Origin of the sequence: Timonella sp. A28 (assembly GCF_051200815.1) — a bacterium.
Classification (GTDB): domain Bacteria; phylum Actinomycetota; class Actinomycetes; order Actinomycetales; family Cellulomonadaceae; genus Timonella.
In genome coordinates this window covers 173,767-197,305 of sequence record NZ_CP195159.1, presented here as the reverse complement: position 1 = coordinate 197,305, position 23,539 = coordinate 173,767, and the positions used below count along the sequence as shown (strand labels likewise).

25 protein-coding genes and 1 pseudogene are annotated in these 23,539 nt (G+C 51.0%); 9 read left to right on the top strand and 17 right to left on the bottom strand.

Annotated features, from left to right (window positions below; genetic code table 11):
* Position 1: 1 nt before the first annotated feature.
* The 4 genes and pseudogenes from fliD to ACR9EC_RS00840 all read right to left on the bottom strand — a co-directional run bounded on the left by fliD (position 2) and on the right by ACR9EC_RS00840 (position 4,493).
* The gene (gene fliD, locus ACR9EC_RS00855) at positions 2-1,351 is read right to left on the bottom strand and encodes a flagellar filament capping protein FliD (protein WP_435299640.1); all 1,350 of its coding nucleotides are present in this window, start codon (positions 1,349-1,351) and stop codon (positions 2-4) included.
* 163 nt (positions 1,352-1,514) lie between these two features.
* Positions 1,515-2,427: pseudogene (locus ACR9EC_RS00850) on the bottom strand (flagellin).
* 199 nt (positions 2,428-2,626) lie between these two features.
* Positions 2,627-3,499, bottom strand: a complete 873-nt coding sequence (locus ACR9EC_RS00845; protein ID WP_435299639.1) for a flagellin — start codon at positions 3,497-3,499, stop codon at positions 2,627-2,629.
* A 115-nt stretch (positions 3,500-3,614) separates the two neighbouring features.
* Positions 3,615-4,493: a sigma-70 family RNA polymerase sigma factor gene (locus tag ACR9EC_RS00840; protein ID WP_435299638.1), complete on the bottom strand. Its 879-nt coding sequence runs from the start codon at positions 4,491-4,493 to the stop codon at positions 3,615-3,617.
* 353 nt (positions 4,494-4,846) lie between these two features.
* Between ACR9EC_RS00840 and ACR9EC_RS00835 the strand changes: the two genes are divergently transcribed.
* The 5 genes from ACR9EC_RS00835 to ACR9EC_RS00815 all read left to right on the top strand — a co-directional run bounded on the left by ACR9EC_RS00835 (position 4,847) and on the right by ACR9EC_RS00815 (position 9,316).
* The gene (locus ACR9EC_RS00835; protein ID WP_435299637.1) at positions 4,847-5,329 is read left to right on the top strand and encodes a flagellar protein FlgN; all 483 of its coding nucleotides are present in this window, start codon (positions 4,847-4,849) and stop codon (positions 5,327-5,329) included.
* 6 nt (positions 5,330-5,335) lie between these two features.
* Positions 5,336-6,727 (top strand): flagellar hook-associated protein FlgK, encoded by a 1,392-nt coding sequence (flgK, locus tag ACR9EC_RS00830; protein WP_435299636.1) that lies wholly within the window; start codon positions 5,336-5,338, stop codon positions 6,725-6,727.
* Complete coding sequence (gene flgL / locus ACR9EC_RS00825; protein WP_435299635.1) at positions 6,724-7,629, top strand: flagellar hook-associated protein FlgL; 906 nt, start codon at positions 6,724-6,726, stop codon at positions 7,627-7,629. Before flgK ends, flgL begins: the two co-directional genes overlap by 4 nt.
* On the top strand, positions 7,626-8,012 hold the full coding sequence (gene fliW / locus ACR9EC_RS00820) for a flagellar assembly protein FliW (RefSeq protein WP_435299634.1): 387 nt from the start codon (positions 7,626-7,628) through the stop codon (positions 8,010-8,012). The genes flgL and fliW overlap by 4 nt, the downstream gene beginning before the upstream one ends.
* Positions 8,013-8,146: 134 nt before the next feature.
* A complete protein-coding gene (locus tag ACR9EC_RS00815) occupies positions 8,147-9,316 on the top strand; it encodes an HDOD domain-containing protein (RefSeq protein WP_435299633.1) in 1,170 nt (389 codons plus the stop codon).
* 75 nt (positions 9,317-9,391) lie between these two features.
* On the opposite strand, the gene ACR9EC_RS00810 is transcribed toward ACR9EC_RS00815, so the two are convergent.
* Positions 9,392-10,312: a hypothetical protein gene (locus ACR9EC_RS00810; RefSeq protein WP_435299632.1), complete on the bottom strand. Its 921-nt coding sequence runs from the start codon at positions 10,310-10,312 to the stop codon at positions 9,392-9,394.
* A gap of 22 nt (positions 10,313-10,334) precedes the next feature.
* Here ACR9EC_RS00810 and ACR9EC_RS00805 point away from each other — a divergent pair, with 22 nt between their 5' ends.
* Together ACR9EC_RS00805 and ACR9EC_RS00800 are read left to right on the top strand one after the other, a co-directional pair.
* Entirely contained in the window at positions 10,335-10,484 is a 150-nt protein-coding gene (locus tag ACR9EC_RS00805; RefSeq protein WP_435299631.1) for a hypothetical protein, read from the top strand.
* A 143-nt stretch (positions 10,485-10,627) separates the two neighbouring features.
* Positions 10,628-12,253, top strand: a complete 1,626-nt coding sequence (locus ACR9EC_RS00800; protein WP_435299630.1) for a methyl-accepting chemotaxis protein — start codon at positions 10,628-10,630, stop codon at positions 12,251-12,253.
* A gap of 78 nt (positions 12,254-12,331) precedes the next feature.
* Here the strand turns inward: ACR9EC_RS00800 and smpB are convergent, their stop codons facing one another.
* From smpB to ftsE, 4 genes are all read right to left on the bottom strand, one after another.
* Entirely contained in the window at positions 12,332-12,859 is a 528-nt protein-coding gene (smpB, locus tag ACR9EC_RS00795) for an SsrA-binding protein SmpB (protein ID WP_435299629.1), read from the bottom strand.
* A gap of 131 nt (positions 12,860-12,990) precedes the next feature.
* Positions 12,991-14,514, bottom strand: coding sequence for a peptidoglycan DD-metalloendopeptidase family protein (locus ACR9EC_RS00790; protein ID WP_435299628.1), 1,524 nt, complete (start codon positions 14,512-14,514; stop codon positions 12,991-12,993).
* Between the two features lie 2 nt (positions 14,515-14,516).
* A complete protein-coding gene (gene ftsX, locus ACR9EC_RS00785; protein WP_435299627.1) occupies positions 14,517-15,431 on the bottom strand; it encodes a permease-like cell division protein FtsX in 915 nt (304 codons plus the stop codon).
* A 10-nt stretch (positions 15,432-15,441) separates the two neighbouring features.
* Positions 15,442-16,131: a cell division ATP-binding protein FtsE gene (gene ftsE / locus ACR9EC_RS00780; protein WP_435299626.1), complete on the bottom strand. Its 690-nt coding sequence runs from the start codon at positions 16,129-16,131 to the stop codon at positions 15,442-15,444.
* Positions 16,132-16,345: 214 nt separating this feature from the next.
* Here ftsE and ACR9EC_RS00775 point away from each other — a divergent pair, with 214 nt between their 5' ends.
* Positions 16,346-16,780 (top strand): VOC family protein, encoded by a 435-nt coding sequence (locus ACR9EC_RS00775; protein ID WP_435299625.1) that lies wholly within the window; start codon positions 16,346-16,348, stop codon positions 16,778-16,780.
* Here the strand turns inward: ACR9EC_RS00775 and prfB are convergent.
* The 8 genes from prfB to ACR9EC_RS00735 form a co-directional block, all read right to left on the bottom strand.
* Complete coding sequence (gene prfB / locus ACR9EC_RS00770) at positions 16,777-17,880, bottom strand: peptide chain release factor 2 (protein ID WP_435299624.1); 1,104 nt, start codon at positions 17,878-17,880, stop codon at positions 16,777-16,779. The genes ACR9EC_RS00775 and prfB overlap by 4 nt on opposite strands.
* Before the next feature lie 114 nt (positions 17,881-17,994).
* The gene (locus ACR9EC_RS00765) at positions 17,995-18,471 is read right to left on the bottom strand and encodes a pilus assembly protein TadG-related protein (RefSeq protein WP_435299623.1); all 477 of its coding nucleotides are present in this window, start codon (positions 18,469-18,471) and stop codon (positions 17,995-17,997) included.
* Positions 18,468-18,917: a hypothetical protein gene (locus ACR9EC_RS00760; protein WP_435299622.1), complete on the bottom strand. Its 450-nt coding sequence runs from the start codon at positions 18,915-18,917 to the stop codon at positions 18,468-18,470. The genes ACR9EC_RS00765 and ACR9EC_RS00760 overlap by 4 nt, the downstream gene beginning before the upstream one ends.
* Positions 18,917-19,306, bottom strand: a complete 390-nt coding sequence (locus ACR9EC_RS00755) for a TadE/TadG family type IV pilus assembly protein (protein ID WP_435299621.1) — start codon at positions 19,304-19,306, stop codon at positions 18,917-18,919. The genes ACR9EC_RS00760 and ACR9EC_RS00755 overlap by 1 nt, the downstream gene beginning before the upstream one ends.
* Before the next feature lie 7 nt (positions 19,307-19,313).
* Positions 19,314-19,544 carry a hypothetical protein gene (locus tag ACR9EC_RS00750; RefSeq protein ID WP_435300580.1) on the bottom strand — a complete coding sequence of 77 codons (231 nt, stop codon included), beginning with the start codon at positions 19,542-19,544 and terminating at the stop codon, positions 19,314-19,316.
* 102 nt (positions 19,545-19,646) lie between these two features.
* Positions 19,647-20,567 (bottom strand): type II secretion system F family protein, encoded by a 921-nt coding sequence (locus ACR9EC_RS00745; RefSeq protein WP_435299620.1) that lies wholly within the window; start codon positions 20,565-20,567, stop codon positions 19,647-19,649.
* Positions 20,564-21,415, bottom strand: a complete 852-nt coding sequence (locus ACR9EC_RS00740; RefSeq protein ID WP_435299619.1) for a type II secretion system F family protein — start codon at positions 21,413-21,415, stop codon at positions 20,564-20,566. The genes ACR9EC_RS00745 and ACR9EC_RS00740 overlap by 4 nt, the downstream gene beginning before the upstream one ends.
* Positions 21,406-22,644, bottom strand: a complete 1,239-nt coding sequence (locus ACR9EC_RS00735; RefSeq protein WP_435299618.1) for a CpaF family protein — start codon at positions 22,642-22,644, stop codon at positions 21,406-21,408. Before ACR9EC_RS00735 ends, ACR9EC_RS00740 begins: the two co-directional genes overlap by 10 nt.
* Positions 22,645-22,891: 247 nt before the next feature.
* Between ACR9EC_RS00735 and def the strand changes: the two genes are divergently transcribed.
* Positions 22,892-23,527, top strand: coding sequence for a peptide deformylase (gene def, locus ACR9EC_RS00730; RefSeq protein WP_435299617.1), 636 nt, complete (start codon positions 22,892-22,894; stop codon positions 23,525-23,527).
* Positions 23,528-23,539: the final 12 nt, after the last annotated feature.

Here is a 23,539-nt window from a genome sequence, read left to right as displayed (position 1 = left end):
CCTATTTACTTGCAGTTGGTAGAGATCCAAGCTGACCAGCTAGCCAGTTTCCTTGACCTTGTAGTCTCGACAGTGAAACTTCCAACGCGGTGTACACCTGCACTAAGTTCTGACGGCGTTGCTCTAGACGGCGATCCCATGATTCCAGTTGGGTTCCGTAGTCGCGCACGAGTTCCTGCTGCGATTGCACTCGGAGCGTAAGGGACCCGTCATATTTGTCCGATGTTGCTTTTCCAACTGCTTCAACGCGTGTGGCAATTGCTGCCACAAAGTCTTGTGTGCCTGCAGGATCTGCAGCGAGAGCTTCTTGGAATTTCTCTGCATCGAACGTGAAATCACCATTGCGAGTAATTTCTATGCCAATTTCTGATGGAGATTTTCCGTCTACCGGAAATGATCCTGCTTCAACAAGACGTGCAACCAATTGTCGGGCTGCTGAATCACCTGTGAAGAGGCCACCTGTCGTTGCTTGTTGACCTTCGCTGTCTGTAGTCGTTGTGACTTTTGACCGCGAGTTAACTTCGCTAATGACCTGGTTGAGTTGTGCAACAAGATTGTCTGCAAGCTTCGTTACAGCTTCGACATCACGATTAATATCTACTTTTATTGGGTCGTCCCCAGCGACGGCCACCTTTGTCACCGTGATATCGACGCCGGCCATAAGGTCAGTGAATGTGTTCGTTGCGCTAGTGACAGTCGAACCAGAAATTCCAAGCTCTGGCCATAACGTTATTTGGGCATCACTTGCTGAACGAATAGCAGAGAATCCTGTTTCTGCTTGCCCTGAAGTGATCGTAAAGTTTCCATCTGTTGCACCTGTTTTGGTGCTTGTGAGCTGCAATCGCGAACCATCAGGAGTGTTAATAAGTGTTGCTTTTACGCCAAGGTCTTTGTCTGCGTTGATTGCCGAAACAAGATCCGTTAACGACGACGAAGCCGGGGTAATATCGCGGGTGTTACCTTCACCGTCAGCAACAGTAAAGACGCCACCAGTAAGTAGGGTGCTTGCGTCGGCAAGCACACCTGACAGGCTTGATTTTCCTTGCGCAAGAGCATCTACTCGAAATTCAATGGTTCCTGCAGAAGCACCTGTCTTTGTGACAACTGAGACTGTTTCTGAGCTGGCAACGCCTGCCCAAGCGTCATAGCTTGCAGGCTTCGCTGCCTTTGCAGCGTTCTCTGTAAGTGAGGCAACTTTTGTGTTCAGAGCCTGCAAAGCCGCGATAAACGACTCTGTGGTTTTCTGCTTAATCTGTAGTTGATTCTTAGGAATAGCCTCAATTTGCATCAACTGATTGATGATCGTTGAGGTATCAAGACCAGACGCAATTCCGCCGATGGACATGCTCATAAACGTTCACCCTCATGTTTTCTAGTGTGCTTCTACTATGCTGATCGTCAGATATGAATAAATCTTTAGAAAAAGCACATATATTGCGTTACAACAAAGGCGGTGTGTAGGGAAACAAAACTCCCCACACACCGCCATTGCTAAACACTGGCCAAACTTATGATCAGCGCAGGAGTGAAAGAACACCCTGTGGGATCTGGTTTGCCTGAGCAAGCATCGCTGTACCAGCCTGTGAAAGGATCTGGTTCTTGGTGAAGTTCACCATTTCCTGAGCCATGTCAGTGTCACGAATACGAGACTCAGACGCCGATAAGTTCTCAACAGCAACGTTGATGTTCTTAATCGTGTGCTCAAAACGGTTCTGGTAAGCACCAAGCTCCGCACGAGCAGTCGAAACCTTTTCGATTTGAGTGTTAATACGCTCGATCGATGACTGCGCTGCAGCGTGAGTGTCGAAACCGATACCGGCAACAGTACCGTCAACAGTTGCTAGAGCACCCATACCTGCTTCGTTAGAAACAGCAAGTGCAGTTGCAACTGCGGTTACGTTTGCGCTTGCAAGGTCAACGGTGATTGCTGAGTTTGCGTCACCGTCAGCACCAACCTGGAAGGTAAGTTCAGTGATCTCTGAACCTGCTCCACCGTTACCTGGGTCTCCGTTAAGGAGTTTGGTTCCGTTGAAGTTTGTGGACGCCGAGATGCGGTCAAGCTCTGCTACGAGGCTGGTTGCCTCGGTTGCAATGTTTGCGCGCGCTTCGGTGTTGTTCGAGTCGTTAGCACCCTGAACAGCAAGGTCACGCAAACGCTGGAGGATCGCGTGAGTCTCAGTCAACGCACCTTCAGCTGTCTGCACGACAGAGATGCCGTCTTGAGCGTTACGTGCAGCAACCTTGAGACCACCGACCTGCGAACGCAGACCCTCAGAAATCGCCAAACCAGCAGCATCATCAGCCGCACGGTTAATACGGAAACCAGATGAAAAGCTTCTCAAGAGACTTGGAAAGATCATTCTGGGTGTTGGACAAGTTGCGGTACGAGTTAACAGCCGCAATGTTCTGGTTAATCGAGAGTCCCATTGTGGTAATCCTCCGTGATAAATGGGGCGTACATGTCAGGCACCATCCGTGGCACCTGTTCATCCATAACTATCGACGCTTGTCATGCCGGTATTAATAGTTGCGTCGGATCAATATTTATTAATTATGCGAACGGCGGTGTGTGGGGAGTTTTGTTTCCCTACACACCGCCATTGCTAAACACTGGCCAAACTTATGATCAGCGCAGGAGTGAAAGAACACCCTGTGGGATCTGGTTTGCCTGAGCAAGCATCGCTGTACCAGCCTGTGAAAGGATCTGGTTCTTGGTGAAGTTCACCATTTCCTGAGCCATGTCAGTGTCACGAATACGAGACTCAGACGCCGACAAGTTCTCAACAGCAACGTTGATGTTCTTAATCGTGTGCTCAAAACGGTTCTGGTAAGCACCAAGCTCCGCACGAGCAGTCGAAACAGATTCAATCTGTGCGTTTACCGCGGTGATTGAGTTCTGTGCTGCAGCGTGGGTGGATACGTCAAATCCAGCTGCTGCTGTGTTTGAAGCGTCCGAGGTGACTGCCAGAGTGGTAGCAACGGTTGCGACGTCTGCGCTTGCAAGGTCAACGGTGATTGCTGAGTTTGCGTCACCGTCAGCACCAACCTGGAACTTCAATGCTGTTGCACCAGTCTTGGAACCATCAAGAAGGGTTGTGCCGTTGAAGTTGGTGGACTGAGCGATACGACCAAGTTCAGCAACGAGGCTGGTTGCCTCGGTGGTGATGTTTGCGCGAGCTTCGGTGTTGTTCGAGTCGTTAGCACCCTGAACAGCAAGGTCACGCAAACGCTGGAGGATCGCGTGAGTCTCAGTCAACGCACCTTCAGCTGTCTGCACCATTGAGATGCCGTCTTGAGCGTTACGTGCAGCAACCTTGAGACCACCGACCTGCGAACGCAGACCCTCAGAAATCGCCAAACCAGCAGCATCATCAGCCGCACGGTTAATACGGAAACCAGATGAAAAGCTCTCAAGAGACTTGGAAAGATCATTCTGGGTGTTGGACAAGTTGCGGTACGAGTTAACAGCCGCAATGTTCTGGTTAATCGAGAGTCCCATTGTGGTAATCCTCCGTGATAAATGGGGCGTACATGTCAGGCACCATCCGTGGCACCTGTTCATCCATAACTATCGGCGGCGCACCTTCGGTAGTTAGGAAAAACATTGAGATTTTTTAGGAAATCATTTCCGTTGCCGGTGCAGCCTGTTCGACCGCGAATCGCTGCATGGTTGCTGCGCGTACTGCAAGAGCATTTCGGCTTGCACGCACGTTGGTTTCCACTCGCTTACCGATTTCGTCAAAGTATGCTGTTCGACGACGTTGCGCTACGCCTTGTTTTTCGTCGTTGCGCACGAGTTCGGGGTCAAGGTGTGTATTGAGTCCGTCGCGTAAAAGTACCATTGCTTCTGAACGCAGCTGTGACACTCGTGATTGGGTGAGCCCCATTTCTTCAGCAACGTCTGTGACCATGCGTTCATTGAAGAAGATTTGCTCAACGACGTAGCGTAGGCGTTCTGGCAGAGCTTCAACGGCAGAACGTAAGTACACGTAGCTTTCTGCAGTGAGCGCTGTGTTTTCTGGGGTTGGAGAGTTCGCTGGCACAGTCAACGCTAGGCTGCCGTCGTAGGCATCGTAGCTCAGCACCTTTGTGGTTGCTGTGTCTTTTATGGAGTCGACTTCGGTTGGGTCTACGCCAAGGGAGGTTGCTATTTCTTCCCGGTTTGGTTCGCGCCCTAAATCTGCGGTCATAACTTCAACAGTTTTGGTGTATTCGCGGATTTTTCGTCGTGCTCCACGTGATACCCAGTCCATGCTGCGCAGTTCGTCGATGAGTGCACCGCGTATACGGATCGCTGCATACCGTCCGAAGGGCACACCCGATGTTTCATCGAAAGAGATGGCAGCTTGCGTGAGTGCAAGGTAACCTGCAGAGGCGAGTTCATCACGAGTCACTTGTGGTGGCACGCGGTTCAGCATTTCGGAAACGTGATATCCCACGAGGTGTATGTGCCCCTCAATAAGTTCACGGTGCGAGCCATTCAGTGAAGTCATGTGTGCAAGGTTTTCACAAACGCTCCATATTTTCGAGCACCTTCGGCGACAAAAGAGGTCCTGATAGGGCAAATGCGGATGGATAGCGATGGGGACACCTCCCCATTTCCGCAGAATTTTGCCGAAAATATCACCCTGAAAGAATAAATGTGATCTCAGTCACACCTCCTTGTGTTGCGCCTTTACTGACCGCTTGGTATTTTTCAGAAAAAGGCAAATGGAACATTTCGCCCTGCATATGTGACTTTCCAATGGTCACGATTCGGCAACTAAATTTACTAATAAACGAGCGGTGTCCACCGATAGGCTGGTGGAAGACAACACGGCCATACATATTTTCAGGAGAAGAATCAGTGAGTCTACAGACGCTCAACAGTCTGCTGTGGAACCAGCGACAGCTCTTAGAAACTCTGATCTTCAAACTTGAAGAAGAGCAACTCCTGCTCGCCGCAGGAAAATCTCGATGGCTCCCCCGTTCTACCGCTGAAATCGAAGCCGTACTCGGCCAAATCAGAGAATCTGATTTAGCACGAGCCGTGGAATCAACAGCTGTGTGCACCGAACTTGGCATAGACCCAGATTCGCCACTCACAGTGATTGCAGAACGCGCACCAGATCAGTGGTCAGAAATTTTGTCTTCCCACCGTCAAGCTTTAGCGCAAATCATGGCTGAAGTTGAACAACTACTGTCAAGCAACCGAGAGCTTCTCTCCACATCACAACGAGCTGTGCAAGAAGCCCTCAGCCATCTTGATGGTGCTGCTGCAACATATAACGCAAGCGGTGCTGCATCTTCAGCAGAATCTAGCCCACGTATCCTCGACCAGAATTTGTGATCAGTTATGAGTAGCTTTTCCGGAATCTCCACGGCCCTCTCGTCACTGCAAGCACAGCGCATCGCGTTAGAAGTTTCAGGACAAAACATCGCCAACGCAAACACTGTGGGATACACCCGACAGCGCGCCAACATTCAATCAATCCCCGGGGTCGAATCCCCCACCTTTCAACGCCCTGGTTTCGGCGCCGAAATCACAGGAATTGAGCGGCTAGGGAATATCTTCCTTGACGCGCGAGTACGCGCAACGGGATCCTCATCGTCTTTTCTTGCTGCACGCGCTGACGCTTACGCACGTATCGAGTCAACCATGAATGAGCCATCAGACACAGGCTTATCTTCCACGTTGAATGAACTCTGGTCCGGCTTTCAAGAGGTCGCCAAAGCGCCACAGACCCTTGCCACCAAACAAGTAGTCCTCGAACGTGCACAATCAGTAGCACACGCAATCGGGGCAGGCTACACAGCATTAGAAACACAGTGGTCTCAACACCGCACCGAAATCGAAGACCGCGTTTCTGAAGTTAACTCAGCCGCCCAAGCCGTCGCTGATCTTAACGGCCAAATCCAGCTCATGCAGGTAACCGGTTCCAACGCAAACGAACTGATTGATCAACGTCAAACTCTCATTCAACGGTTATCCGAACTCACAGGTGCAACGGCTCGCTTCCACGAAAACGGAACCGCCGATGTGTCTGTAGGCGGAAACCTCCTCGTCACAGGAAAAACCGCTCAAAAAATGGCGGTAGATGGGGCCCCCAGTTTCTCAAGTGTTATGGAAACAGGGGCGCAACTTCGAGTCATCTGGGACAGAGCCACTCCAACACCAGTTAGCTTTGATGGTGGCGAAATTTCAGGCATTTTGACCGCAACGGCACCAGAAGCAGAAGGTGGCTTGCTCGCGACTACCGCAGCCGGTTACAACGCCATCGCCACCGATCTGGCCACCCAAGTAAACGATCTTTTAATAACAGCTGACGGCGGCACACCACTGTTCCAGATAACTGGTGACCCTGCAGCTAAACGCCTCGACGTGATCATCACAGACCCTGCTCAACTCAAAGTTGGCGCCGTAGGTATGGGCGAACACGATGGCACAATCGCCGACAAAATCGCTCAACTCGCCATCGCTGAAGACGGCCCCACAGCACAATGGAAAACACTTGCCGTTTCTGTAGGTGTTGCTGCTAAAGCCGCAGAAAGCTCCTTTGCAGTCGCATACAACGCATACGAAACAGCAAGTGGGCTACAGCTGTCATCTGCAAGCGTTGACATCGACGAAGAAACAGTAAACATGCTTGCCTTCCAACGCGGATACCAAGCAGCATCGCGAGTCCTCACAACCGTAGATGAAATGCTTGACCAGCTCATTAACAGGACAGGGGTCGTAGGACGATGATCCACCGCACAACACACATGGCCACCCAACGCACGTCGTTGGCAAACATGCAAAAAAACCTTGCTGCTATGGCTGCCCTACAAGAACAAGCATCAAGCGGACGACGCATCAACAAAGTCTCCGATGATCCTTCAGGTGCAGCAGATGCCCTCTCCTTACGTCGTGAGCAGACCGCAACCGCACAACATGCACGCAATGCTCAAGATGGCCAGTCCTGGTTGAATCTCGCAGATTCAGCGTTGACTTCTACGTCGTCCTTGCTTCGTCGTGCCCGTGACCTTGTTGTGCAAGGATCAAACACAGGCACAATGAACGGTGAAGCACGCGAGGCTATCGCTGCTGAACTCGAAGGCATTAAAGAAGTTTTACTAGACCAAGCGAACACAACCTACTTGGGTCGTCATATTTTTGCGGGAACGTCTGGCGCTGACTACGCGTTTGATCCCACCACATACACGTACTCTGGTGTTCCTGCCGCTTCAGTGGAACGTCGCACATCCGATACATCGACGGTGCGCGTAGACACAGATGGTGCAGAAGTTTTTGGTACCAGCACTGACCCTGCTTCACCCGACTACTCAGTTTTCGCGCTGATCGACGACGTCACCACAACGATACGATCTGGTGGCAACCCTCAGTCTGCACTCAACCAGATTGATGATCGCCTCACCAAGGTGTGGAATGCTTCAGCGACGGTGGGTGCCCGTTCAAATCAGCTGGAACGCGCTGCGTCCTTTACGCAATATAAATCCGAAACGTTGAAAAACGATATCGCTGGTATAGAAAACGTTGACTTTGCGCAAACAATTATTGAGCTGAAGTTGCAAGAAGTTGCGTACACTTCATCGCTCAACGCGACTTCACGTGTCTTGCAGCCGTCCTTACTGGAATACCTGCGATGACAACACCCGTTGTGCCGTCACAAGTTACTTTTTCGAAGCCTCTTCTTGGGCTGGGCGCTTTCACGGCTTTTGAGTGTGTGCCGCTCGACGAATCGGGCGTTCTGTATCGCCTGTCGGCTGACGGCGGCCCCCAGCTTATTGCAGTGTCTGCGCAAGCATATTTTCCTAGCTATGCTCCGGAATTCTCGGATCATGCATTGCAGGCAATCGAATTGACAGAACCACGCGATGCTCTCACTCTTGCGCTAGTTACTGTGGGTAGTTCTTTGGAAGAGCACACTGTTAATTTGTTGGCTCCTATTGTGGTTAACCCATCGACTGGTTCTGCTTTTCAGGTTGTTCTTGACGATGATGTTTACCCGATGCGCGCGAGCTTAGTGTAAGTTTCCTGTTTTATCCTCTTCACAATATTTTATCCCGATTTATAGGATGAAAATTCTCAATATGTGAATAGCTGTGCCGATATATCCGGAGAGCAGACACGACACGCTGCCCCGTCACTAATCGAAGAGGTCACATGCACAGCGTTAGAACGAATTCCTTACCGCTCTTTCGTTTCGCACTATACACAGAAGATCGTGCCCGCGAAGCATACGTCTTTGTTCCTGTACACAAGGTAGCGGCGCTGTCTCAGCAACATCGGCCACACATCGCTCCCATAGCCACACACAGCCTTCCTATAGATTTTGACGAGTTGGCTAGCGATAGCAGCGTCATCATATGGGCAGATCCCGTACATCTGCCCATCACCCAAGAGCTGCTAGAGACCTCATACATACGCGGCATCATCGCAACACAATGCGATCTACTCAACCCCGACTTTCGGGCACGCGTACTCGATGCCGTTTCTCACGGCTTAGATTTATATCTTGCGTATGCTGATCCGCAGAACCCTGACCTTCAATTTATGCCGTTTGTTTCTGGCCTAGTGGTTCCGCCAAGCACTACCTCACCCACAGAAACCCCCACAACAGCGCCAGGACCGCGAGAAATCGTGTGGGCGGCTGGCTTTAACTATCCAGCACGTGTCGCACATGGCAACGCATACATTGGTGCTGTGCACTCTGCTGCAGAACACTTTGTTGGAGATTTTGCCCCAGGTGAACTGCAATGCATGAAAGCTCTGCAACTTCTCAGCAACCCCAACGTGTCATTGCCTGAAGTCGCAGATGTACTCGATTTGGACCCCGTCATCTCTGTACGAGCGCTGCACCTCGCAAACTCCGCAGCTTTCGGCTTAGCGCACCGCATCGATTCACTCAATGCTGCTGTCGCGTATCTTGGCACACAACGCATTTCTGGGCTTCTGATCGCCTCACTTATTAGTTCGCGTCAGCCTCACCCAGATCTTTTGTGGTTCTTACTTATTCGGGCCGAGGCATGCCGGATTCTCGCGTCTGACGGCGAGAGCGCCTACACGGCAGGTCTCGTATCTTCACTCGCCGACGAGATGGGCAGCAACCCGGCAGAACTCGCCGAACAAACAGGACTGTCAGAATATATTCGTGACGCATTCAAAAGCGATGACAACGAGCTGGGCACAATGATTAACGCCGTCAAAGCTTTTGAAATCGGCAGCCTCGAACGCATCGAACAATACGGCTGGGATGCCGATGATATTGCGCAAGCCTACCTAGATGCGCTTCCTCGCACCCGTGAAGCAATAAATCTGTTACTCGCTGCATAACTGTTGACGTACAAGGAAGGGGCGAACCTGTATATCAGGTTCGCCCCTTCCTTGCGCTTTCACACAAGTTCGTATTTATTTCTCAAGGCGTGGCAATAAAAGCGTAGGTGACGATTCTTCTCCCCCAGCGTCATTCATGCCAGTAGAGTTCTCGCCGTCAGCAGGTGCTTTCCCCAAGGCTAACGTGTTGCTATCAACGGTGGTCTCGTCAATGGTGCGTGCCTGTTGCGCAATATCGTCCAGTTCTTGTTGGTACTGGCGCACTCGTTCTTGTTCTTGCGCAATACGTGGCGCCAGCTGCTCCATCCCTCGCGATAAAGCATCATCGACACGATTAAACAACTCTAAAAGACGGTCGCGCGCTAAAGGTGGGGTTCGATACTGCGGATTTAATAACTGTTTTAACGATGTCTCAGCGTCTTTAATAAGCGCGTCCAAAGCAAGTAGCTTCTTATGTAAGGCCTCGATTTCACCAGCGCTTAACGTCTCGTTGTGCCCTAACGCTGTAAGTTCTGCCCGAGAGCTACGTAGAATCTCACGTAAATCGCACACGCGCCATAATAGTTCGTGGGCTTCACTGGCACGCTCTGGGTATTTTTGCGCAAAGGCGTTTGCCTGCCGATAATCTCCGCCAGAGATACGATGAAATATTCTCTCAGCGCTTCTGCGTTCCAGCACTTCCAACCGAAGCGGCTTGCGCACTTCAGCTTCCGCGTCATAACGCATATATTGCGCGATGAGATAAGCACCAAGAATCACCAAATACCACAGCGGTGACGCGTTCATCAGAAGCACCACAAGAAAGATGACGAAGCCACCCAAAATCAGGGGAACCTGGATAGCATCCAACACAGTATGTGTGCGCTCTAACCTGACCCGTTGTGCATACAGGTTCGCTAACGCTGAAGCGTCATCAGGCGTACAGTGCGGACTCACCACATAAAACTTCATCCGCGACGGTTCAGCGTCTTCAGCTGAAGGACGCAAATCCCGCACTTCAATCCACCTCGGAATGGTGATGACCGAAGTTTCTGTTTCTAGCCCATATTCGTGGGGGCTCGCGCTCATCATGCTCCTCACCGCGAACAGTCTTTTCGTTATTCATCGGCAAGAACCCGCACAATATAAGCCGCAGGCAGCCGCACGCCACAAAAACAACAACCGCTAGGTCAGTTTTAACGCTCTGATCAGCACAAAAACCTTGATTTTACGCGATTTCTCATTACCTTAAAGTTTTGGTCGATTGGATATGTGAACATCCCCCACGGTGTACCAAGAAGGAACACCGCGACCACCACCATGAAGGTAAATATGTCGAACCAATCTGCAGGCTCCGAACGCCCTCAGCGCTCAGGAATGTTCTCCTTTGTGAACAACTCTTCAATCCGCACTAAGATCCTCCTGTCGACGATCGTTGGCGCCCTGACTTCCATCCTCATTGCAGGTTTCGGGCTCGTCTCTCTCCTGAACGCACAGCGCGCAACAGAAGAGCTGAAGTTCGGGGTTACTGAAATCATCGACTCGTTTATCGATGTCCAAACCCACGTTTGGCAAGCCCGCGTCTACGTAGCTTACGGAAACGAAGGAAACGGCAACCAGTACAACAAAGAAATCAAGGCGAAAGCTGAAAAAGAATTCGCACTCGTCGAAGAAGATCTCGACCGCTACCTCAAGAGCTACGATAACCCGCTCAACGACGAGCTGGTATCGCACATCGAAGAATACAAGTCACTCGCTTTTGACAGCTACTTCCCTAAGCTTTTGAACGGTCAAGGTGACATCGCACAACAAGTACGTGACACCCAAATCACGTTGCGTGGTACTGCGCTCTTCGACACAGTTGAAGAAATCAACGACATCATCAACGAAGAAGCCGTGCGCCTCGCTGAAGTGACCGAAAAAACCGAAAAACAAGCAATCATAACCATGGCTATCATTGCTGCGCTCGGTATCATCCTCACCATCGCCATTGCACAATTCACGTCATCGCGTATCCGCCGCAATGTTGCCTCACTCAACACATCGATTGATGCTCTTGCTGAAGGTGACCTCACTGTCGCACCAAACGTCAACAGTGGCGACGAAATCGGCAAAATGGCTGAGTCACTTGTCGCAGCACAAACATCATTGCGCACAATTCTGCGTGACGTTGTGGGGAACGCACACGAATCAGTCAAAATGTCTGAGGTTCTTTCTGCAGCGTCCAGCCAAGTCTCTGCGTCGTCTGCTGAAACCTCAGCACAGGCGAGTGTTGTTGCAACCGCAGCAGAGCAAGTCTCCGGAAACGTTCAAACCGTTGCTGCTGGTGCAGAACAAATGAGCGCATCCATCCGTGAGATCGCACAAAACGCACAAGAAGCAACCGCAGTTGCACAAACAGCAGCAACAACAGCTGACTCAACCAACGCAACAATCTCACGTCTTGGTGACTCGTCTAAAGAGATCGGTGATGTTATTAAGACCATCACCTCAATCGCAGAGCAAACCAACCTGCTTGCGTTGAACGCAACCATTGAGGCTGCTCGTGCTGGTGAAGCAGGTAAGGGCTTCGCTGTTGTCGCAAGCGAAGTGAAAGACCTCGCAGCAGAATCTGCTCGAGCAGCAGAAGACGTTGCACGTCGCGTTGAAGCAATTCAAAACGACACCAGCTCCGCGATCAACGCTATTGGTCAGATCTCCGAAATCATCGGCACGATCAACAACTACCAGCTCACCATCGCCTCGGCTGTAGAAGAACAAACAGCCACCACAAACGAGATGAGCCGCTCCGCAGCAGAAGCTGCCACAGGATCCAGCGAAATCGCAGCGAACATCAACTCCGTTGCAACGATCGTTGACGAATCCACCTCCGCAGTAGCAGAGATGGATAAAACAATCGAAGCTGTTTCTTCTAGCGCTGATGGACTGCGAAGCCAAGTAGAGGTCTTCAAGTTCTAAGCACTACACAAAGGGGCGGTTCCCAGATATTCATCTGGGAACCGCCCCTTTTTTGCTGTATACGTGAGTGTGCTCGCGTCACATCTTTTCGCGTAGTCTCATCGCTCTGAGCGCTTCGCGATTATCTTGTTTTTCACGCAACGCATGACGCTTATCGTATTCTTTTTTACCGCGCGCTAATGCAATTTCTACCTTGGCGCGGCCATCTAGCCAATACATTTGCAATGGAACAATCGTCAAACCCTTTTCAGTGGTTTTCTGTTCCAATCGCAGAATTTCGCTCTTGTGTAACAGCAGCTTTCGTTTACGCCGTGGGGCGTGGTTAGTCCACGTTCCATGCGTGTATTCCGAAATGTGCGCACCCTCAAGCCACGCTTCGCCATGGTCAACGTACACCCAGCCTTCGGCGAGTGAAGCTCGACCGGCACGCAATGCTTTTACTTCTGTACCGCCAAGTACCAGACCGGCCTCGAAGACATCTTCAATAATGTAATCGTGACGTGCTTTTTTATTTGCAGTGATCAGCTGACGCGTATGCTTTGGTTCCTGGTGTTTAGCCTTGGACTGTGCAGCACCAGGCACGTTGTACATCTTTCCTTTAGCCACGTTTCCTCCTTACGGCTCAACACAAAGCACTTCATGCGCACACAAGTTCGTGAGCAACACGCAATGCCTAGTTAGCGTATGTCACAGAGGGCCTCAAGGGCCAACCAAATTATTCTGTTCCGCTGTGACGATCACTTCATCCTGGTCATAGGATCAATGGTGGAACCGTTCACATACACTTCAAAGTGCAAGTGGCATGCGCCCGAAAGCCCAGTATTTCCAGCGTATCCAATAAGATCACCTGTTTTCACACGCTGTCCGCTACGAGCCACAAAGCGCGTCAAGTGATTGTATGAGGACATAACGTTTCGGCCACCAATTGAGCCATGGTTCAGCAGAACTTGGTTTCCGAAGCCATTCTTCCATTGCGCCCACTGAACTTTTCCAGAACGTGCCGCATAAATCGGAGTTCCACAATATGCACGCATATCTGTTCCTGCGTGCAACCGGTAATAACCCAAAATTGGGTGCAGACGCCAGCCATACACGCTTGTTACGACGCGGTAATCTGTTGGCCAGGAGAGCCACTTGCTGCTCGAGGAACCACCACCTGAAGAGCTTCCCCCACCTGACGAACTACCGCCGCCAGAAGAGCCTCCTCCACTCGATGAGCCGCCACCAGACGAACCACCGCTCGAGGAACCGCCACTTGAAGAGCCACCGCTACCGGGCTTGTTCCCAGAGTTAGCTTCTTCTTCAGCTTTTTTGCGGTCTTCCTCTTCTTTCTTTTTGCGTTCTTCTTCTAAACGCTTACGTTCCTCTTCTTCTTGCCGCTTACGTTCCTCTTCTTGCAGCCCAATAATTTCGCGTATTTCGTTAGACAGATTTGCGCTTTGAGCGCGTTCATCATCAAGTTTTTGTTGCGCTGCAGCTTTACGATTTTCAATTTGTTGAGTCGCGTTTTGCTGTTGAACGATCAGATCTTCAACTTCTTGTTTTGCGTCTGCTGCAGCCGCTTGTTTTTTCTGAGTCTCAACGACTTTTCGATCCGCGTCGTCTTTAAGCGTAGTGATAACGTCATTCACTGCCGTCAATCTAACTTGCGCATTCTTAGAGATAGCACGAGTTTGACGTAATTTAGTTAACGATTTGCTTTGTGAACGCAAGGCAGCGGTGTTCATGTTGTAGCGTTCCACAAAGTCTTCAGTGGATTCTGCGCCAACGACGAGCCCCACGCTCGACATTTCAAGGTCACCACGTGCTGCTTGGCGAGCCATTTCCACGACACCACTACGGGCCTGATCCATCGCAGATTCGTTCTCGCTGATTTGTTGTTCGAGGCTTGCCTTCTCTTGCTGAGCGTCAGCAAGTTTTTGTGCAAGAAGGTCCGCTTCACGTTGTGCTTCTTGGTATTCCTTTGTAGCAATGGAAAGATTTGCCTCTGCTACCGGCAGTTTGGCCTCAACGTCTTTCAGGAGTAAATAGGCTGCTGTTAGCTCGCCGTCGGTTTCCGCAAGCTGGTTTTTTAGTCCCTCAACTTGAGAGTTTGATTCAGCTTGCTTCTTTTTAGCGTTTTCTAACCTGTCATCAAGTTCATCAGCGTTCGCAGGCACAACAAGTGCAAGGGTTGCCACCATAGCGGCTGCTATAACGCTTACCGCAACGGTTTTCACCTGACGAGATGCTTGGCCTATTTTGTTCCCCAAATACGTCACTGTCACACCTTTGTGTATCGACTCAAAGTTACGATTGACGAGATCGCTGCAAGCAAAAACGCAACAGCGATAAGCAGTGGTGCCAAAAGTAAGACATCACTTGTTGAGATCAATGGAATCCAGTCCATTGAACTTTCTAACCAGCCCTCAATGAGATACTTCACGGCAACCCATAAACCAAGCACCGCAAGAACCGCACCAATGGTTGCTGCGATTGCCCCTTCAAGCATGAAGGGAAGTTGAATAAACAGGTTTGAGGCACCTACAAGACGCATAATTCCTGTTTCACGACGACGAGACAACGCAGATAGTCGAATCGTCGTCGTAATGAGCAGCACGGCTGCAAGGAGCATGACTCCGGCAAGACCAGACGCGATAAGCGTTGCTTTATTCAGCACGTTAAAGAGCGGCTCATAGACTTCACGCTGGTCACGCACCTGTTCCACACCGGTACGGCCAGTCAATACTTCATTTATGACTTCGTACTGTTGTGGGTCTGTCAGTTTGATTCGGAACGAGGCATTCATGTCGTCTACTGACATTTCAGAGAACCACCAGCGATCTTTGAAGTTCTTTTCAAAGGTCACCCACGCGTCTTCTTTGCTTTCAAACATGACTTCGCGGATTTCCGGTGCAACTTCAGGAGATTCTAAAACTGCTTTAATTTCCTGGATTTGCTCTTCCGTTGCCTCGCCATCGGCGCAGGTTGGAACGCTAGAGTCGCGAGGACACAAGAACGCCGTGATTTCGACTTTGTCGTACCATTCGCCTTTAAATTTTTGTATCTGGCCCTGCGTAAGAATTGCAGCGCCAACAAACGTAAGAGACACAAAAGTCACTAAAATAACCGATATTGTCATCGACAAATTTCGTCGTAAGCCGATACCAATTTCGGAAAGAATGAACTGTAATCGCATTCCTTATCCCCTACCGTGATGAACCGTAGACACCGCGTGACTGGTCACGCACGAGTTCACCGGTTGAGAGTTCAATAACGCGTTTACGCATTTGGTCAACGATTTCGTCATCATGAGTTGCCATAACAACGGTTGTTCCGGTCCTATTTATTCGGTCCAGTAGACGCATAATCCCTAACGAGGTTGTGGGGTCTAGGTTTCCGGTGGGCTCATCACACAAAAGGATGGAAGGGCGGTTCACGAAGGCGCGGGCAATCGCCACGCGTTGTTGTTCACCACCGGAGAGTTCATGTGGTCGCCGTTTTTCTTTACCTGCTAGGCCGACCATGTCTAAAACGTCGGGCACTGTGGTCATGATGTGGTGTTTAGGTTTACCAATGACTTGCAGCGCAAAGGCAACATTTTCGAAAACTGTTTTATTAGGTAACAGACGAAAGTCTTGGAAGACTGCACCAATTTGTCGGCGCAATGACGGGACTTTCCAGTTTGATAATGAGGTGAGATCGTTTCCAGCGACGAGCACACGACCAGATGTCGTTTTTTCCTCTCGCAGCACGAGTCGCAAAAAGGTTGATTTTCCTGAGCCGGAAGCCCCTACGAGGAACACAAACTCTCCGCGTTCGACTTCGAGGGAGACATCGTTGAGTGCAGGACGCGCTCCACGCGCATACACCTTAGTGACATTGTCAAAGCGAATCACGAATATTGTTCCTCAATGTAGCGTCCTGCTTATCGACTTCGAGTCTTAGACCGATTCGAGCGTAGGCAGTTCTCACCGTAATCTCACCCTTGACACGCCGCAGCCATGAATACCTTCACGTTTTAAGGAGTGCTCGAAAAGCTTGATAGGCCACGTCAAAGCGCCAAAGATTCATTAAAAAAGTGATGCGAGTCACGATTGGTAGAGTGTCTGTATGGGATACACAGTGCAGATAGTCCAAGATTGTGCCGCACCCCACACCCAAGCAGATTGGTGGGCGGAAACCTTGGAATGGGAAGTTGAACCAAGCAACCCAGAGTTCATTCAATCAATGATTGATCAAGGGCACGCCAAAAACACAGACGTCGAAGAACACCACGGGAATTTAGTTTGGAAAAGCGGAGCAGCCATTAGCGACCCGACATCATACGGGTCACCACGCATTTTGTTCCAAAAAGTACCAGAGCCAAAAACCGTCAAGAATCGCATGCACATTGATGTGCACGTCGGAAGAGGCGAACTCGACCATGCACGCGCAACGTTAGAAGCTCGAGGAGCGACTTACCTGCATACAGCATCCCAAGGGCCACACGTCTGGATAACGATGGCAGACCTTGAAGGAAATGAGTTCTGCGTAACCGAACGTTAGTTGTCCTGCGAACGGCGCCAGCGGATACCCGCTTCAATAAAGTCATCAATTGCGCCATCAAACACAGCAGAGGTGTTTCCAACCTCGTGTTCTGTGCGCAAGTCTTTAACCATTTGATACGGCTGAAGAACATACGAACGCATCTGGTCACCCCATGATGCCTTAATGTCTCCGGCCAGTTCCTTCTTCTTTGCCTTCTCTTCTGCCTGACGCTCCAGCAACAAACGAGACTGCAAAACACGCATCGCGGCGGCACGGTTCTGAATCTGTGACTTTTCGTTCTGCATCGACACAACAATGCCTGTAGGCAAGTGAGTCAAACGCACCGCGGAGTCCGTCGTGTTCACTGACTGCCCACCTGGACCAGAAGACCTAAACACATCCACTCGGATTTCGTTATCCGGAATATCAATGTGGTCCGTCTGCTCGATCAATGGAACAACTTCTACCGCAGCAAACGACGTCTGACGACGGCCCTGGTTATCAAACGGAGAAATACGCACAAGACGGTGCGTTCCAGCTTCCACCGACAAGTTACCGAAAGCGTAAGGAGCTTTTACCTCAAAGGTGGCAGATTTTAGCCCGGCCTCTTCCGCATATGAAGTATCAAGCACCGCGGTTGGATAACCGTTACGTTCAGCCCACCGCAAATACATACGCAGCAGCATTTCGGCGAAGTCAGCAGCATCAACGCCACCAGCTCCCGCGCGAATCGTCACGACTGCTTCACGGGCATCATATTCGCCGGACAAAAGCGTGCGAACTTCTAATTGATCGAGATCTTTCTTGATCGTTTCGAATTCAGCTTCAGCCTCAGCTAGAGTTTCCGAATCGTTGCCTTCTACAGCCATCTCAACAAGCACTTCAAGATCGTCGATACGCTGTTCCATCGATTCGATACGTTTCAGTTCGTTCTGCGCAAGCGACAAAGCACTCGTGACCTTTTGAGCTTCTGTCGCGTCATCCCACAAGCCAGGTGCCGAAGCAGCCTCAGATAGCTCGGCAATTTTTATGCGCAACCCATCAGGGTCACTCACAGCAGAAATTGTGTCGAGAGTCGATCGGAGTTGCGGGATTTCAACAGAGAATTCTATGGCCACAATGTCTCATTCTACGTTAGGTCTAGCTGTGTGCGGGCGTTTGCCCAGGAACAGTCTTCTTATGCTTCATCACTAAAAGGAAAGAAACTCACGCTATGACGCACAAAAGCTGGATCACTCCACAACTCGTGCGTGACCATTGACACGCAACGAATACGAAACCTGCGAGCGCTCCCCCACTGAAAAAGACAGCGAATTTGTTCTACGGACACCCAATTCAACATATGCAGTGCCTTCTGCAAGGCGCACGCTCAGCACGTCTATCCCCGATAGCCCATAGTGTGCGGCTGTAGCCGACACATAGTGGTTCACTGCTGCATGTGCGTCAGAGGAAACCGTATTTTTGTGTGTGGGTTCTCCCCCAGCAACTAGGTCCAAGTATTCGGCGGAAACTTGTGCGTCAGCGAGCGCCAATGCCGCACCGTCAGCAATGTGTACGAGCTTTTTTCGTTCAGAATATATTGTTCCGATATGAAAAATGACGAACGCTAAAAGCAAGACGACGAGGACGTACCCTAGTCCAAGGATGAGTATGTTGCCGTCTTCGTTGTTTTTCAGTGCGTCACGTATGCGTTTGTGTATGTGTGTCATGTGGTTTCACGCTGCACATACTCGCCGATATACGATGCCCCGTTTCCAGATACTGTTACGCGGGCAGGTGGGAACCATCCGAGAAGAGGTAGTGAAACCTCGTAACTAACGTGTACGTGCACTTGTCCGCCGCCTGTTTTGCATGCGTCATCGCATTGCACCTGTACGTGTGGGTTGCCGGATGTACTGGTGAGTCCTTGGTCTTCAAAGGCCAAGCTAAGCATGCGTGTTTGTGCGTCGTGAGGAAGGGTTACGCTTCGAGAGAGTGCTTGTAATCGTGCTGCTTCGTGGGCTGCTGATTGTGCAGCGAAACTAGCGGATTGCACATGCGCTAGTGCTGAGATGATGTAGAGCGCTGGTATCACAAGGATGAGCACGAATCCGATGAACTCTAGTGAGGCGTTTCCGCTTTCTGGGTCGTGCCGCCATGGTGTGTGGGCAGCCACTATAGGTCCTCGTATTCTTCTACTACTCCGTGCCCAGAGACGGTCAATCCTTCGTTTATGCCGAATCCGCCTAGGATCGGAAAGTCAGAAGAGATGGTTACGCGCACGATACTTCCTGTTCCAACAGTTAAGTGTTCGACGTGCACGTGCGCGTCTCCGGGCACGGTGTGTAAGAGTTCGTGTGCGCGTTTGGTGCCGTCTTGTGCGCTGGCGCCGTGGCGTCCGGCGACTCGGGCTGCTTCTCCAGCTATATCGATGAGTGTTGCTCGGGTGTGCAGCACTACAGCTGTTTGTAAGAGGCCCAAGAATACTGTTACTGAAAGCAGTGCGGTAAAGAGGAAACCGACAGTGGCAGATCCTGTTTCTTGGTTTCCAGTGCGTATTGCCACAGTGTTATCAGCCAGACTGCGAACTGATCTTGGAGATCGCGTCATTGAAAAGCCCTGTCAGGGCGGGGCCTGCAATCGCCCACAGTGCTACCACAAGGCCTGCCGTCATGAGAGTTATCAAAACCCAACCGGGTACGTCTCCGCGTTCTGGATCGCGTGAAATACGGTTGTGTGCTTTGGCTACGAAGGCTGTTGCTTGCCATTGTAGGCGGGAGGTTGGGCGTGTTGAGCGTTCCATGGCGCGCTTAAATTTTGGTTTTGTTTTGTTGAATTTTCGTGGGTGGTTTTCGTGTGTGAATTCGTGGTCGAGCATGGTGGGTTCCTTGTCGTGAGGAGGTGGTTATAAGCCGAGGTCGAACGTAAAAGCGGATGGAAATATAGCGAATGCAACGGTGATGGGGAGTAATAAGAAGATGACGGGAAACAGCATGTGGATTTCTTTTTTTCCACCCAGTTCCATCAGTTCGCGGTGCCCTAGGTCGCGGGCGTCTTGTGCTTGAGCGCGCAGGACGTGTGCGAGCGGTGTTCCGCGTTCGACCGCGATGCTCACGCCCGTAGCGAATCGGGTGATTGCTGGGGTTTGTGTGCGGTCGCCTAATGCTTCAAGAGCAGATGGGAGTGTTTCACCTGATCGCACGTGAGCAAGAACTTTGTTGAGTTCTTCTGCGAGGGCTCCGTTGGTTTGGTTGGCTACTCGTTGTAGCGCAGACATTGGGCCTTCTCCGGCTGAGACGGATAAGGCCAGCAGTTCAGCCACTGTTGGGAACTCACTCAGGATGCGTTCTGTGCGTTTTGTGATGGCTCGGTTGAGGGCCCAATCGCATAATGCTAGTCCTATAAAAGGGCCGAGGGTAATAATGAGAAGAGCGATTGGGAGAGGGAGATTTCTGCTGTTGGCTAGGGTGAGTACAGTCAGTAGGCTGACGATGAGTCCTACGGTTCCCCATTGCAGTTGTTCAACTCTGTATTGAGTGATGGAGATTTTGCGTCCGGCCCGTTCGAGTCGTCGTTCTAGTTCTGTGCGTGGTGAACTAAAAATGCTGAGTAGGCCTTCGAGGCGTTCGGTCCAGGGTTGGATTAGTTTCCAAAAAACGCCGAGTGGGGTGCTGATTCTTTGCTGCCCTAGTGTTCGTTCATAAAGGTCTGCCTGCACAAGGTATGGGGCTAGTCGTTGATCTAATCGTACTTTGCGTCGCCATATATGGTCGAAGATGAGTATGAAGCCTAACGCTCCGATTAATCCGATGAGTGCGCCGCTCATGCTAGTACCCTGATGTCTTCTGGAAGTTTGCCTAGACGTGCCATAAGCCAGTATGCGCAGGCAGTAAGGATAGCTCCGCCGACTAGGAGTAGGGTTCCTGCTGAACTTGAGTATGCTGCCGCTGCTTCTGGCCTTGTGGAAAGCATTACGAGCACTACCCACGGTGCGGCTGCTGCTATTCGGGCTCCGCCAGTGGTCCAGCTTTGGCGTGCTTTCAGTTCTCCACGCACTCTGATGTCTTGTCGTAAGAATCGTGCGAGGGTTTCCAACAGTGAACTGAGTTCTGTTCCGCCCACGACGCGGGTAATGCGTAGTGCTTCGATGACTCGATCAGCTACGGGGTCTGCCATGCGTTCTTTCATCGTCAGTAAGCTTTGGTCGAATCGTCCAGAGGCTCTGTAGTCGCGAGCAAAATATGTGAAGTCCTCACGTAATTCTTCTGGGCCTTTGACCGAGACGTGGATGAGTGCTTCTGGAAGTGACATTCCTGCCCGCACACCTGAGATGAGGTGTTCGATAACTTCAGGCCAGGCTTCTATTCGTTTCTCACGGACAGCGTGCGCCCGATTTTTGACGATGAACAGCGGGGTGGAGCAGCCAACAAGTGCGCCAAGAAGCGCAATCGCTGGTAGTTGCGTTAGTGCATATGCGGTGATTGCACAGGCTAGTGCAAGTCCCACAACTGAGGCATAAAACATGCGTACGCTCACCCCGCGCATTCCAGCAAGGTTGAGGTCTTGTGCGATACGGCGTGTGATGCTGCGAGTGCGAGTGGTAGGCACATCCCACAAGCTTGACCAGATGAGCAGGGCTCCCACTCCTGCGATAAGTCCTACAACTATGCCCATTGCGGGTTTCCTCCCAGCATTGTTGCAACGTTGAATCCGTGACGTTCGAATTCTTCAAGTTTTGGCGGGAATCCACCTGCTGGTTTCAGCGCGCCCTGTGCAGTGTGGAAGATTGTGCTCATTTCGATTCGGGAGTCTTCTACGCGTCCTGTCACTCCAGCGATTTCTTGTACTGTTCGTCGGCCTTTGTGATCGCGGTTAATATGCACAACTATGTCGATCGCTGAAGCGACTGTTGGGTTAACAAAGTGCGCTGTTACGTTTTCTCCTGCTAAGAGCGGCAGCGTGCTGACTTTTATGACGGCGTCGCGTGCGTTGTTGGCGTGAATTGTTGCAAATCCTGGCAGTCCAGAGTTGAGCGCAATCAGTAAGTCAAGGGCTTCAGCTTCTCGAACTTCGCCGACGATGATTCGGTCTGGTCGCATACGTAAGGATTCTTTGACGAGCCTCCGAAGGGTTACTTCTCCGTTTCCTTCGAGGTTCGCTTGGCGGCATTGCATCGCTATAACGTCACGATGTTGGAGGTTTAGTTCAAATACTTCTTCAACAGTGATGATGCGTTCTGTTGGTACTACTGCCCCGGCTAGTGCCCGCAAGAATGTGGTTTTTCCGGCTCCCGTAGCACCTGAGACAAGGATGTTGAGTCCTGCGCGAACTGCAGCGCTTAAGAAGATTCCGGCTTGTTGTGTCAGCATGCCTCGTGCCACGAGGTCGGAAAGGTTGCTGCCGCGTGCAACGAATTTTCGTATGTTTACTGAGAAATGTCGTTGAGTGATATCGGGGATGACAACATGAAGTCGTTCACCGCCAGGGAGCATCGCGTCTACGAAGGGATGGGACATGTCGAGGCGGCGCCCGCTGGAGTTCAACATGTGTTCGACGAGGCGTTTTACGTGGTCTTCGCTCAGTGTTGTGCTGGTGAGTTCTGGGACTCCGTCACGTGCAATAAAGACTTTGTGTGGTGAGTTGATCCAGATTTCTTCAACAGTGGGATCGTCCATGTAACGCTGTATTGGACCAAGCCCTGCGACAAGATCAATCAGGGTTTTTGCTGCGCGAGCAGGGTCAGAAAGCGGTGGAACTTTGCCGAGTATCGCCTTTGTTTCGTAATCGCTGATTGTTTGATGAACCAGTTCAAGGAAGCGCGTACGGTCTGTGACAGGATCTAAACCGTTTTCTCGGACTCGATCACGCACTTGCGATTCGAGCATGCCGAGACCATTCAACATGTGTTTCCTTCAGTATGGTCGATCGTGCAAAATGTCCAGATTGAAGGCTAAAGGAAGTTATAGCGAACTAATATGGTTACTTCTATCGGTGGATAACTCAGAAACAGCGAAAACCCTTGTGAATAAAGGCTTCGATTCTGTGCACACCAACACACCGCCGTACAATGTGTGTACAAGTCACCACGGCTTTGTTCAGTATGTGACCTGCCAACCGGCAGGAATGATGTGTGCGGAGTGTATTTTTCTCATGATCCACCCAATTGTTATTGATGGGGAACCTGTCCTGCGTCAACGCGCCGTTGAAGTAACAGAGTTCAACGATGAGCTTCGCGCACTCATTACAGACATGTACGAGACACTCGACGCCGCTAACGGTGTGGGACTTGCTGCACCACAGATCGGTGTAGGAAAACGAATTTTTGTGTATGACGGCCCCGACGAAGACACTCAACGCCGTGGCGTGATCGTCAACCCTACTCTTCAGATCGTGCAACGCCCTGCCTTGTTCGCGCAACGACAAGGGCTAAAAGCACGACCACCCAAAACTCTCACCGACATTGAAGGCTGCCTGTCCTTCCCCGGACCAGACCACGAGCTGAAACGCCACTACGCTGTTTTACTTAAAGGGTTCGACGAATACGGCAACGCTATTGAACTAGCTGGTGAAGGCTGGTTTGCTCGTCTGCTGCAACACGAATACGACCACCTCGACGGGTTTTTGTATGTTGACCGGTTAAAGGGCAAAGAAGCAGCTGTGGCACGCCAAGAATCACGCGAAAATGGGTGGGGCACCCCTGGCCTGTCGTGGTTGCCAGGCGTTGACCCAGATCCTTTCGGACACGACATTGACGACGAAGACGACCTCGACGAGGACGATCAATAACCAGCTTTAGTC

What these genes read in the sequence shown, in the direction of transcription:
- ACR9EC_RS00750 (WP_435300580.1), bottom strand. Translation starts at nt 19,544, where the DNA reads ATGGAACGCTCAACACGCCCAACCTCCCGCCTACAATGGCAAGCAACA.
- def (WP_435299617.1), top strand. Translation starts at nt 22,892, where the DNA reads ATGATCCACCCAATTGTTATTGATGGGGAACCTGTCCTGCGTCAACGC.
- ACR9EC_RS00805 (WP_435299631.1), top strand. Translation starts at nt 10,335, where the DNA reads ATGACCGAAGTTTCTGTTTCTAGCCCATATTCGTGGGGGCTCGCGCTC.
- ACR9EC_RS00840 (WP_435299638.1), bottom strand. Translation starts at nt 4,493, where the DNA reads ATGACTTCACTGAATGGCTCGCACCGTGAACTTATTGAGGGGCACATA.
- ACR9EC_RS00765 (WP_435299623.1), bottom strand. Translation starts at nt 18,471, where the DNA reads ATGACACACATACACAAACGCATACGTGACGCACTGAAAAACAACGAA.
- fliD (WP_435299640.1), bottom strand. Translation starts at nt 1,351, where the DNA reads ATGAGCATGTCCATCGGCGGAATTGCGTCTGGTCTTGATACCTCAACG.
- flgL (WP_435299635.1), top strand. Translation starts at nt 6,724, where the DNA reads ATGATCCACCGCACAACACACATGGCCACCCAACGCACGTCGTTGGCA.
- flgK (WP_435299636.1), top strand. Translation starts at nt 5,336, where the DNA reads ATGAGTAGCTTTTCCGGAATCTCCACGGCCCTCTCGTCACTGCAAGCA.
- ACR9EC_RS00815 (WP_435299633.1), top strand. Translation starts at nt 8,147, where the DNA reads ATGCACAGCGTTAGAACGAATTCCTTACCGCTCTTTCGTTTCGCACTA.
- ACR9EC_RS00845 (WP_435299639.1), bottom strand. Translation starts at nt 3,499, where the DNA reads ATGGGACTCTCGATTAACCAGAACATTGCGGCTGTTAACTCGTACCGC.
- ACR9EC_RS00740 (WP_435299619.1), bottom strand. Translation starts at nt 21,415, where the DNA reads ATGGGCATAGTTGTAGGACTTATCGCAGGAGTGGGAGCCCTGCTCATC.
- ACR9EC_RS00735 (WP_435299618.1), bottom strand. Translation starts at nt 22,644, where the DNA reads ATGTTGAATGGTCTCGGCATGCTCGAATCGCAAGTGCGTGATCGAGTC.
- ACR9EC_RS00745 (WP_435299620.1), bottom strand. Translation starts at nt 20,567, where the DNA reads ATGAGCGGCGCACTCATCGGATTAATCGGAGCGTTAGGCTTCATACTC.
- ACR9EC_RS00800 (WP_435299630.1), top strand. Translation starts at nt 10,628, where the DNA reads ATGTCGAACCAATCTGCAGGCTCCGAACGCCCTCAGCGCTCAGGAATG.
- ACR9EC_RS00775 (WP_435299625.1), top strand. Translation starts at nt 16,346, where the DNA reads ATGGGATACACAGTGCAGATAGTCCAAGATTGTGCCGCACCCCACACC.
- ftsX (WP_435299627.1), bottom strand. Translation starts at nt 15,431, where the DNA reads ATGCGATTACAGTTCATTCTTTCCGAAATTGGTATCGGCTTACGACGA.
- fliW (WP_435299634.1), top strand. Translation starts at nt 7,626, where the DNA reads ATGACAACACCCGTTGTGCCGTCACAAGTTACTTTTTCGAAGCCTCTT.